This window comes from Apibacter adventoris (genome assembly GCF_002964975.1).
Classification (GTDB): domain Bacteria; phylum Bacteroidota; class Bacteroidia; order Flavobacteriales; family Weeksellaceae; genus Apibacter; species Apibacter adventoris.
Window position 1 is genome coordinate 13942 of sequence record NZ_PSZM01000041.1, and the last position, 13251, is coordinate 27192.

The following is a 13251-nucleotide window of genomic DNA, read 5'->3' on the forward strand; positions in this document are numbered from 1 at the left end:
CTTCTAATTTTCCGATAAAAACTGTTGCTGGAACTCTATATTAGTCCTCATCCGATCTGTCTGTTTCTGATTTAATTCTAATCCTCCTGTTTTTCGATTTGATGGAACATTTTCATCAGAGTTCATTAGATTATTTATATTCTCAGGTGTATTCTCTATTATCAAATTACCATTTTTATCTTTTTGACCATCCCATATATGAGCCAATCCTGCAGAATGTCCCATTTCATGTGCTATTGTATATACATCATCCTTAACATATGCAGTACCGTCTGATGATCTATTCAAATGGGTTTGACCTAATATTAAACCTTCAATTTTACCATTTTTACCATATACAGGAATTGATGCTCTTCCAAACTCTAAAGTATAAATAGCATTATTATCCTGAACTATATTTATATTCAATCCATTATTTTGAGATAATATTTTAGAGACTTCATTTAATTTTAATGCCAACTGGTCTGCACTTCCTTCGTAATTATTAACTTTTACTTTCCAGGTTACATTCGTTACTCCTCCCTTAACACTCTCTACAATCGCCTGTTTTCCAGTAGGATCTACTAAAAGCACCGGATTCTGATAACAATACCCATAGGTATTATGGTTAAATGAGTTAAATACTCCCCCGTTGTGCTCTCCATCGATATAATGCTCAACTTCCATCACCGGATTGTAACCACTCAACGGATCCGTTGACAACCACACGGATTCCCTCGGATTGTAATACCTAGCTCCGTAATAGTATAACCCCGTTTCTTCATCCAGTTCCTTGCCATTAAACAAATAAGGGGTATTCCAACTCTGGTTCCTTTCCTCAATAAACACCTCCCCAAATGGTACATATTCTACATGCTGTACTATTTGTGCGTCTAAGTTAGTAATATAACTGCTACTTCCCAAATGATCTGCATGATAATAATACTGCATCTTTTCATATTCTTCATTCCCTTTGCCGATTCCCCCTCCATAGGCTTGGAGTTTTTTATCTTTGCCTTCACAGCAGAAGCCTGCTCCGTTTACATAATCATTATGGTCTTTTCCATGGTAAGGCACTTCAAAATACGCATAGTTGTCTTTTATATCCTGCAGGCTACGTTCGTATTTTTCTTTCCAGTTTATTTTTACTCCTCGTAGGTCATCGCCGGCATATTCTATTCTGCGAGGATCGGCCCCGAAGCTTTCTATATCGCCGAGTTTACTTACTATTCGTTGGCTTCCTATGTAGTAATGTTTGGTGTATTTCCCGTTAGGGCTCACTACTAAATACGGATTGATATAGGCGGTGAATCGTCCGGTTTGGGTGTTCCCTCCGGCAAATAGTGCGTTTACATACATCTGTTCACTCTCTCCGCTGGTTTTTATCACTCTTTCTCCTGCTGCATCATACCAATAGTTGCTTACATATCCGTTGTCATCAAGGGCACGTAGGCGGTTTTCTTCATCCCAAAGCAGTTTCCTTTCTCCGGTTTTATCGGTTATGGTGCCGTCTTTCTTTTTCTGGCTGGTATTTACGTAAATAAGGTTCCCGTTAGGGTCGTACTGCCAGTCTTGTTTTTGTTCTCGCTTTTCTTGGATTTTTTCTTCTTCGTTACGGTAATTCTGATCTGCCAGTGAGGTGATTTGATTCTTTTTTTGGGAATCATACTTATATTTCAGCTCATACCCTGCACTCAACCCTCCGTCAAACATAATGTTCTTTTGGGTCAGGTCTTGTTTTTTGCTTACTATGTTATGAAGGTTATCATACTCCATGGTGAGTTGGTATCCGGCGGTTTTCCCGTCTGCTCCGGTATAGGTACCTCCGGCTGAGGATAAGCGGTATAGGCTGTCATAGGTATACTCATGCTTCATTTGTCCTCCCGGATTATTGGATGAATTTCCCGGTAGTGGGGCCTGGTTGGCTACACTTAATACATTGCTTACGGCATCGTAGGTATAACGGTTATCCATTATCTGGGTTCGGTTGCCTGCAGGAGTCCATACTTGTAAGTCCGTCAGCCTGCGGCGTTGTGGATCATAGGTATAGGTGGTTTCGGTACCGTTGCAGTATTTCAGGTAGTTCCTTTGCTCGAATTTATCATAACCTATCTGGTTTACATAGTTGTAACTGTAGGACTTGCTGCCTTTTACTCCGGTCAATAGCCCGGCAGTATTGTAGCTATAGCTTACTTTTTCTTCATCCGGATAGATGATCTGTTCTATTCGGTTCCAGCTGTCATAGCGCATCTTGGTTACATAGGTGGCTATGGCCTGGTTCGGAATGACCACGGTGCGGCGTACTTCGGTTACTTCTCCCAGGGTTCCGTATTTAAATTCTTGGGCTCCGGTGGCATCTTCTTGCAGCATAAGCCTGCCGACACGGTTTTCTTTGGCATTCTTATTCCCGTAGTAATAGGTTACATTGTTTTCGGGATGTTCCGGATAGGTAATTTTCTTTAGCCGTGTATATTCGTATTTATAGTATATAAATTCATTGGTTGGGGCTAAGTTTGAGGTCTGGCGGCTAATTACATTTCCTAGGTCATCATAGTCTAAGGTTACGGTTCCGGCAGAAGGATGGGTAATTTGTATCCTATTTCCCAACATATCATATTTAGAAGTGGTCTTCTGTCCTTCGGTATCGATTACCTCGGTCAACTGTTGGATGCCGTCATAGGTGAAACGGGTGGTTATAGTTCCTGATGGACCGGATAATTGTTCGGTTTTTACTGTTGATCCGGATCCGTTGGTATAGGTGGACTGTTTTCCTCCTAAGGCATCGGTGGTAGTGGTTACCCGGGTATGATCCGAAGGGTTCAGGGTATAGGCTGCGGTACTCTGGGTTTCATCCGGAAGGGTGGTTTCCTTCATTCGGTCTAAGACATCATAACGCGTGCGGGTTGGGGCTACGGTATCAAAGGTGCGGTTGAATATGAGTTTGTTGGACGGGTCTTCGGTTACGGGATAGTAACTTTCAATTACTCTTCCAAACGGGTCATATTTGTTTCTACCGCTTACTATCCAGACTTCTTTGGTCTTCGGATGGCTTCCTTGTGCATCGGTTTCGGTAATTATTCCTTCTTTTTTCACTTGTAGGGCTTCACCGAAGCCGTCTACAAAGCTTACCGTTTCTATATCGTCTCCCGGATGTTGCGGATCGTAATGTCGGGTTACGGCATAGGCCGGACGTTTTATTTCGCCGTTCTCATCTAATTCTGCCGTAGGCTGATATTCATATTTAATGGTATAGGGCACATTGAGCTCCAATTCGTTAGGTCCGGTTATCGTTAGGATTCTTCCTAAATTATCCAAGGTAGTTTCCATAAAGTACCCGTTGATGTCTTTCGTGCTTAACGGTATGCCGTATCGGTAGTCATAATTTTCTAACAGACTGGTATACCCGTAGGCATCGTCTATGCGTTCTAAATACATATGGTATTTTGAATCATATCGGTACTTATACCACATCTGTTCGTTTTTGATGTTTCCCGGTAAGGTTTTTTGCGTAATATTCCCGTAAATATCATAAGTATATTTAGTTATTATAGGCAATCTTTTTTGATCAATTTTTATTATTTGGGTTATATGATTGGCATAATTATAATCATATGATATGTCTGTAAACCTATATATATCTATTTCATTATCATCAACAATACCAATGCTTCTCGCTAATCCATATATATGCTTGGCTGGATTCCCACCATAATAAATTTCGGTAATGTAATTACTCTCGCCGGTTCCGTTTTCTCCTAAATTTCCTTTGTCACTATATTTGTAACGAATAACTTCTCCTAAATTAGATGAAAGCCCTTTTATACCATATTCATAGAAAGATTCATTTATTATCATTCCCCTATCTCCTCCTTCGTATACTATATTTTGGATATACTTAAGCGGGGTATAGGACGATTGGTTATCGGAACATAAGGGGGTGCTAGTTATTTCATAATCGGCTACTCCTTTTTGTTTTACTTCATATTCGTAATATTTATGTAATGTTTCTGTGTATTTATTCCCGGATCCGTCCTGCAAGGTGCTCTTGAGCAGATTGCCGGCATGGTAGTAATCGCTTACGTCATATTCTTGTATTGTGCTTCGGTAGATTTCATTGTTTTTTTCGGTATCGATGCTGTGGATCTCTACTTTGCCGAATCCTAAGAATTCTCGCTCGTGCCTGTCTTGTTTCCCTTGGGTATATACATATTCTACTCGGGTATTGGAACCGTCATCTTTTATGCCGTCTTCGGTCTCTACTGAGGATAATACCCATTTCCCTCCGGGATGGTCATAGGTGGCCACGGTATGAGTATAATCCAGGGTGAATTTTCCGCCTAGGGAATTGGATACCGTTTTGAGTTTATTGGTTTTTCCTATAGCCGACCTTTTTACTTTTATACTTCCTGTATTGCTTGTCCAAACCATATCGGGATACCCATCTGCATCTACATCTTTTATTTCAAAAGACGTTACTGCGGTGGAAGTGGTAGAGCTGACTCCCGGGTTCAGCGTTAATTTCAATGGAATTGAAAATGGCAACGGAATCGTAATATTTATGTTATAGGAAACATTCGTAGATATACTTACTGAGGAAGACTTGGAAATACGGCTCATTTGCTTCCATTCTATTTCCGGGGCAAAGGAGGCTCCTTTATTTAGGGAAACCCAGGCTTGCCCATCACTCATTCGTACTTTATCTACCAACCCGTCATTGTTTACATCTATAAAGCTGAATTTTGAAGTATTGGTGACTGTATTTACATTAATTCCTCCGGAAAAACTTGAGGAAGCTACATCTTGACTTTTTGCTTTTCTAAATGCTTCTAAGCCTAGTTCTACTCCTCCACTTATGATTTCGGATTTACCTTTCTGTATTTCGTCTATATCCCAATCTATCTCTGATGTAAAGCCATAGCCTAAGTTTAGGCGTACTTTTCCATTTTTATATATTTTGTCAGGAAGTCCGTCTCCATTGATATCCATAAGGGTATGTTCTACTTTTTCACTGATTTTAGGTGCGCTAAATGATAAATCTACTGAACTGATCCCTACTTCTGATGCTTTTGCATTTGCTGAGTTCTTTTTTTCCCCATCACCTTTTTTGGTTAATATGGAAACGGCTGTAATGGGGTTGGCACCAAAAGCATAAGCTTTACTGGTACTGGTACTGTAGTGGTTCCCTTTATAGCCTTTACCGGCATCGGCTATTTCTCCGTCAAATCCTCCCCGGGTATTGGTGTATTGGATTTTATGGGGGGTGATGATATCCGGATAACCGTCCCCGTTCATATCGGAAAATGATATTTGGGTTTCATCTGAACCTTCGGAATCACTATAATTAAGCGAAACTCCTACAGATGCTCCCACCTGTTTAGTGGTATTTTTAGATTTGCTGGTAAGATTTACTCCCACTGCTGTTGATCCTTGTAAACATCCTCCTTCTTTAGATGGTTTACTGCTCATTCCTTCTAAAGGGTTAGTCAGCCGTACTTCTTTTTCTCCTAAACGGGAAGCACTCATTATGGTGCCTTTGTTATACACGTATCTGTCTGCTCCGGCCCAATAACTTTTGGTTTCTGTATCTAATCCTATAGGGATAAATATCATGGTCCTTGGATCCAACTGCGTATTTTCATTTTCCGGAAGGACCAATTCTTTTTCTTTCATAGGTTGGGAATACCGTCCGGCATTGGCATTGTATATAAATTGTCCCCAGCCTCTATACATGGGACCGAATCCTCTTTCTTGCTCCGGGGTAAATACGTTTCCTCTGATTTGGACTGGAAGACCTTCTTCCGGCTGAATTGTAAATTGTAAGGCTTTCAGGTTTTTGATGATTCCTTTATCTTGTGTATATCCTTCTATCCATATATTTTCTGTGGCGGAAAGAGAGGAGTACAATTCTATTACATCAGCCGTTGGAGTGGTGATTATTCCTTTGTATAGGGTTATTGCATATTTTGTTAATAAGCCGGTTTTTTTCTTGACGGAAATATGTATATCTCCACTAAATTCGTCAACTTCTGATGGATTTTCAGGGATTATATCCGAAGTAATGGTAAGTCTTATGGATTGTTTTACATCATCTGCTTCTTGATCAAAATTTACCGGATAATAGCTACCTTGTTGTATTTGTCGGTAAATACTGTAATTAACAGTCGCCGGTAAAAAATCATCATCTTCATCTACTTTTATTTGGGGTTTCCAGTTTACTTCTTTCCAATTCACATTAGTAGGCGAAGTAAGAGAAAAATAAAAGTTGGTGAAGGTTGAGCCTTCTGGGACTTTTATTTCTAAATTCCCTGCGTAGGTTTCATTCCAAGCAAAGGTTTTTTCGTAAATCTGTATTTCTTGTGAGCGATCATCATTCGCCTGAATCACTTTAACTGTTACATTATCTGAGGTAATCGGCTTTTCTAAAACTCCTGATATTATTACTTTTTTAAATTCCGGTACGCGAGTTACTGTACTTTGAGAGGCTATGTTGGCTTCTTTTGATGGGAAAATGTATACTTTCTGACCATCCGGATTCTCAATATCGAGTGCGGTTTTGATATTTTCTGATTCTATATAGGTTATTACAGGATCCCAATTTACCTGGTCAAAACTGCCATTAGACATTTCTTGATTTCCGGACTGTACTCTAAAATAAATTTTATCTCCTTGGTTTATAGTCTCCGGCAGGGTTACATGGGTTGGGTAAGATGAAAAATCTCCTTTGTTTATACTTTTATTCCATCTTTCGGTCCCTTTAAATTGTATGGCTACTCTTACTCCATCCGATTTTTCGTATTCTTCGAGATCATAATCTCCTTGTGGTGATAGAAGCTGCACGTCTCCTTCTATTTTTATTTTCCCGTCAAAGGGGGCTTCCCATACTTTTACTATATCGTAAAGCGGAGAGTTGTAAATGAGATCTTCTTGTTCTTTAGGATCTACCTGGGTATCTGAACTGTCTACAAAGCCTCCTCCCATAATAGGGCTTGGGGTAAGTGAACTTTGCAGGGTAAAACTAGGAACCGGATTTCCTTCTTTATCCCAGGTTATATGGTTAAAATATACTTTCCCATGGGATACTATATCTATAAGTCCATCATGGTTTACGTCTGTAAAATAAACAGTAGTTGTTGTATTGGTACTCCCGGTGCTTTTTCCTACTGTTGCCGAAGCTATTCCATATCCCGCCCTAGCTGAACCGCCTCCGTTGGAAGTGTTAGACTTGGTTTTAGAAAATTGGTTTACTCCTTTTATGGCTATAGGTTTACCAAAATTATCTCCTTTGAAAGGGGGTAATAGACATGGCTCATAATAAAGCATTCCTTTTTCCTGGTATACTTTATCCGGCAACCCGTCTCCGTTTATATCTATAAATGTGGACTTTCCTTCTGTAACGCTGGTTGAATAGCTATAACTTCCTCCCGCAGTACCACTGTTGAAAACTGTATCTCCGTTAAAGTATCCTAATCCTGTATAAAATGAACCTCCATAGGAAGTGGTGTTACTTTGGTTTAGTCTTACTCCTTGACTTGCCCAAGATTCTTCCTCTTCTTTAAATGGGACATATCCTTCTTGTGATTTTACATCGTCATAATAATCAAAACGGTTGGAAGTAAATTCTTCCCCTTTATCGTCTTTATGGGTTACCTGGTCTAAAAGGTCTGTATAAAAAGCTCCTGATTTATATTGTAGGTCATATTCTCTTAGTTTTTTTCCTTCAAAATTTACTTCTACACGGGTTAAAAGTTGGTTTTGGGAAGCTAGAAAACCATATCGGGCATTACTTTTTTGTTTTTGTTTTTGTTGGGTTTTGTCGAATTTTACTACGGTATGGGGCGATTCTCCTCGGTTTCCGGCATGGACTTCTTTCAGGTATAAGGCCTTTGAGGTGATTCCGCCTCTTACGGGTTCATCCACCTGTTCGTATATATACTCTATGTAATCGCCATGAAGTTCTTCTACTCGTGAAAGTTTCCATTCGGCTATTACTTCTTGTTGTTCTCCATTGGCATTGGTGAAGTTCCCTTTAAGTACCCCGTTATTCCCTCCATAGATATAACGGGTCCCTTTGCGGTCTGTCACTTCCCAGGTATAACTCCCCGGGGTGTTCCCTTTTCTTATTATGCGGGTGAAACTGCCTTCTTTTCGTTGGTAAAAAAGACGGTCCTGCACTCGGACTTCTTTTTCTCCACGGTGTGCTAATAGGGGCTTTCCGTCGGCTCCCCGGGTTAATAACTGAACTCCCTCTAAAAGGTAAGTTTCGGTTTCCCGGGTTTTATCATATCGGGGAACTCCCCAACGGGTATCTAAGGTGATTCCGGGTATGTTTAAATCCCAACCTTCTCCCAACCAACCGTCGGAGGCATCACTATTGTATTGTATGCCTAATGATGGGACCATTCCGTTTCGTGCCGGTGGCATCTCAAAGTTGTATGACAGGCCGGCTGTTCCTTTGTTGTTCGATTGGGGGGGAGAAAGTACGTTTACTTTTGCCAAAGGGTCGGCTACCTTAATGTCACTCATCGTGGTTGGGGTAAATCCTTGGGTCTCGGGCGACTCCGGCGCCTGTACCACTCCATTTATCATATCTGTAAAATGGGTAGTATGGGATATTATTATTTGTTTTTGGGTGTCTACACTATCTCGTTCTAATGCTACCCAGTGGCGGCTATTTATGTCAAAATAGTAGGTTTGTATATCTTTTTCGGTATAGCCGTTGGGTATCTTGGTCCGGTCATAGGCTATCTTTACGGTTGCTCCTTCTTTAAAATGCTCTCCGTGTGGTAAAAATTTGTATCCTTCGGAGCCTGAGGTTACATTTTGTAATCCCATGTCTAAAGGGGGTAAATCTACTGACCTTAATCCTCGGATTATTATATTTTTATCTGTGAGCAATTTCTCTCCTTGTACTTCTATTTCTGCGCCTGATAAGGAAAGGTGGTTTTGGCTATTCTGTTTTTTAAAGGTTTTCTGGGTTTCTAAAGGGGCTGCTGACAGGGTATGGTGGTAATCCGGTTTGCCTGAAATGATACGGGTTAATATTTTATTTTTATTTTGTCCCGTGCTTATTTCTACTTCCGAAACTACTCCGGGTAGTATGATTTCAAACCTTCCGTTATTTACGCAAACTTGATTCCCGTTAATTTCTATTTGGTGAAGGGATTTTTGTGTTGTAAAGCCTTTTACATAGGTGTCGTTCCCTGCATAGGCATAAGATTCGGCTACTACTTCTCGTGAGGCGATTGGGGTGGGATCTATTTCTATGGCTAGGTTCTTTATTTTATATCCGTATTCTGCTTTTTCGGGAACTGTAAATAATATATAGTTTTCTCCTTTTTTAATTTCATCATATCGCAGCTCTTCTTTCTGGAGCGTCCATCGGGCATTGGATTGTACGAGATAACCTCCTTGGGAGGGTAAATCGTTAATGCTCCGGGAAACCCCGCTTTGGTCCGATACTCCGTAAAGTTCATAGGTTAAGTATACTCTTTGATTTTTCTCGGGGGCTTTTTCCAGGTAGACCTGGAACATATTGTCTTCGGGATTATCAAAGTTTTTGTGGGCTACTTTGCCTATTTCTCCTTCATCCTGCCCGGATTTGTAATAATAGAGTGTTGCCGGGGATTGTATCTTTCTATTTGAAAGTGTTTTTTTTGCTGATTCTTGTGTGGCGGATGTTTCTAAATTTTTTAGCTCTGCTTCCTGTCCGGAAAATTCTGCGGAACGGGCTTTTTTTCCTTTTTGTATTATGGGAATGCGCACAGTTTTTCTTTTTACTCCCCGTGCTTTGGACAGATAAGGGGCAAAGCTCTGAAAAACCATTGTTATAAGTAGGAAATAGGCGATTCCTTTTGCTCGTTTCTGGCTTAATTTCATCATGGTATGACTGAATTTCTAGTTAGTTTATGCTTATTTTCTTGGTAAATTCTCCTTCTGAAGTAAATACTTTTACGATATAAACTCCTTTTGGTAGGGTATCTAATTCTATCTGATGCTCGGTTCTGCTTTCTGAAATATCTTTACTATACATCAGGTTTCCTGAAAAATCAAATACTGCTAAAGTCAACGTTGAGGATTCTTTTAGTTGTATTTTAGCTGTAATGGATGATTTATTGGTAAAGTCTTTATAATATAATACTAAATTATTGGCTTTATCTTCTTCTACTTGTGGGTTAGGTATAATAGGGGCTATGGTTGCCTTGCAATTGGTTTCTAATGTTATGGGGGTTTCTATGGTAGATTCTGATAAATCCTGCCTTTGTACTCCTTGTAAATGCCATGGGTGTGGCTTATGGTGTTTTATGTTATAAATCCCTTCTACCGGGTCATTGAGTTTAAAGGTGTAAAATTGCATAACATTGTCGGAAAATTTATCGGTAGCGATGGTTGTTCCGTTTACTTTATATTCTACTACCCCGGGGGCTGTATTCTGTACCTGAATGAAATCTCCGGCACTAAGCTGAATCCCTGCTATTGGGGTAGTTTTTTTTATGTTATCGGTGATCTTATATATTTTTCCCTGAGTAATTTCAATTCCGTTTCTTACATATATATCCGGCAAACCGGGTACCGGTGGGGTAAAGCCCATTTGGTAATTTTGAGCTTCGGATTTATAATGGGTTTCTAAAAAACCATAGGAAGTTGAGGAGTTTACATAAAACTGACTGTTCCCCTTGGATTCTATATTCTCTGTTGTAGGTACCAGGTTAAAACCTCCTATTTCTTTTAGCTTCAATGTGTAATTCCCTGATGGGATGCCTGTAATCTCATATTTTTCTTTGCCAAAGAAGGTGCCTTCTTTTTCTATTTGTGTGGTCTCTATATTATAAAGCTGATACTGAAAGCCTTCGTCGCCTCTTTCTATTTTTAGGGTTATTTTTCCGTCTTTTTGTGTGACTCCTAAGCCGTCACAACTCGGGTTTTCTTTTTCTATTTTAGCTATCAGATTGCTTTCTCTGTAAGCAAAGGTAAAAGCATCTTTGCCATTATTATCTGTATCGAAAAAGATATTGTTGAATATAATTTTTGTTCGATCCTTATCATTTTCGTCTACAGGGTATATTTCTGTATTTTCCGGGTTAAATTTGCCTGTCCCGGAACGGTCTATTAACATATAGCTAAGGGACCCTGTGGGTTGGGAATAATTCGCAAATTCTTCGGCCCTTCCTTTGCCATAGGAGAGCTCTATTCTGTTGCCCGTATCTATAAAGCCCTCGGCGCGAAGGTTATTTATACGGATGTCTTGATTATAATTATAGGCGCCGATGCTTACATAAAAATCTTTATCTATATCTTCTTTATCGATAAAAATATGGGGTATTGCCTGTCCACTTTGGGGTTGTGCCCAACCGTTGGCACTGATTATAATTGATTCTTTGGTCTTGGTAATGCGCATTTGTGTTCCGGCGAAGGCTTTAAGCATCCAGCGATTTCCCCACTGCGGATAACCTTTTATAATAGGATATACCTCTCCTCTTTCATTTATATATATTCCATAATCATTAGCATTATTTATTTCAGGAATACTCGGGGTCCCGAATTTAACAAGCAGCGGCCCACTCCCTTGTCCTACTTCAAAATAAATCTGCCCTTCATAACCCGGCAACGGACTTTCACTGACTAATGTCCCTGTGCCCGCACTTCCTCCGGGTTTCGTTACACTTATTTTATATCCTTTTTGTTCGTAATCCAGGTTCTCTATTCTCCATTTCATCTGCTCCGGAACTGGTTGCCTCCCCCCCATATTGGTATTCAGCAACCAGCTGCGCTTCATAAGCTTAAGTCCTAAATAACGTTCATCTGTTTGGGTCTCTATTCCTTTATTATCATCACCCCATAAGGCATAATCTTTGTCTTTCATGCTTTGATTGGCTGAAAGCCTCTCTATTACCAACAATTTATTCCTGTTGGGAAGACCATAACGGCTTGCATTAACTGATGTGCCTTGGCGTTCATAGGAATCGCCTGCTACACTATAGGAAAAGTTAGGATTTTCTTCATAGGAGGTGGTCCCGCCTTTTTGGAATAATCCGCTTTTATCATCACGTATCATGCCGGTGATCCTTTTGCTGTATCTTTTATCTTGGTCAATATCCCATATTAGGTGACTTTCACTATCTAAATAGGAGCGTTCCAAGGTAAATCCATATTTTACGGCCAGGTAACTTTCTGTTTTTATCCTTTCTAAAGGGGTTAATATACGTCCGTATATAAATAATTCCGGTATATAGGCTTCTGCATAGTCTCCGTCGCCCCCGGGTAGGTCAAATGTGGAAGTGTTATTTACATTGTCGGGATAAAACCTTTGCCCTAAGGATATTACTGAATGGTTTCTTACTCCCCACAAAGAGGTATGGGGTTTACCGGTCCGGTAATAGACAAAGGAACGAAGGGCTCTTTCTCTAAATTGGTTCATATCGGATTCGGGACTCTTCCCGCTATGGTACATAAAGTCATAGCCTTCTTCGGACCCATAATCTAATATGCCTCTTTGGCTTTCTTTGCTGTTGATTACCTTATCTGTACTTAATATAAAGCTATTCCCCGGGACTCCGTTGAATGTAAACATATTCTTGGGTTGGTCCATTGGGTCGGCCCTTAATGAAAACGCTCCTATTATCGTCGCTGTGGTTAAATTTGATCCTTTAATGAGTATTTCTTTACTTGCCTCTCTAAAATCACTCCAGTTAAAACTTAGTGCCGGATTAAAGTTATAATTGCGAATAAAGTAATCAGCATTTACTATGTACTCTAATCCATAAGCAGCTCCTCGCGAATCGTAATATCTTACTTGTAGTGAGTCTCCGGAATAATCTTTCCATTTATATGATCCATACCAATCTTCGGTACGGGGATGGGCTACCGGCTGCATCCATAAAACCGCTCCGGGCACTCCGCCTGGACCTATTATTTTTTCTTGGGAATATAATAAACAGCTACATAAAGACACCAAGGTGTAGATCTTTTTCATAGTTATAATTAGTTTTTTTAATGAATAGCAAAGCTAAAAATTTATATTTTATATTCCAAACAAATTATATTATTATAGTATATATTATTATATATTTTACTTTTTATAAATATATATTAAGTGTTTTTATTTCCATTATAAATTATTATTTAAAAATTTATAATTATATGTTAAATAATTACTCACAATGTTAACATAAAATACCCATCTAAAAAAACAAAATATTTATATTATTAAAATACCTTATATTTGAAAATATTTTTGAATTATTTTTATATATACTTACTTAAAATGAATAATTT

2 protein-coding genes are annotated in these 13251 nt (G+C 39.4%); both read right to left on the bottom strand.

Annotation, left to right across the window (positions count from 1 at the left end):
• Window positions 1-3: 3 nt before the first annotated feature.
• Window positions 4-9858 (bottom strand): SpvB/TcaC N-terminal domain-containing protein, encoded by a 9855-nt coding sequence (locus C4S77_RS13490; protein ID WP_105247173.1) that lies wholly within the window; start codon window positions 9856-9858, stop codon window positions 4-6.
• A 19-nt stretch (window positions 9859-9877) separates the two neighbouring features.
• The gene (locus C4S77_RS08460) at window positions 9878-12949 is read right to left on the bottom strand and encodes a T9SS type A sorting domain-containing protein (protein ID WP_105247174.1); all 3072 of its coding nucleotides are present in this window, start codon (window positions 12947-12949) and stop codon (window positions 9878-9880) included.
• Window positions 12950-13251 lie beyond the last annotated feature (302 nt).

Coding starts and splice junctions, on each gene's coding strand:
- C4S77_RS08460 (WP_105247174.1), bottom strand. CDS start 12,949: ATGAAAAAGATCTACACCTTGGTGTCTTTATGTAGCTGTTTATTATAT.
- C4S77_RS13490 (WP_105247173.1), bottom strand. CDS start 9,858: ATGATGAAATTAAGCCAGAAACGAGCAAAAGGAATCGCCTATTTCCTA.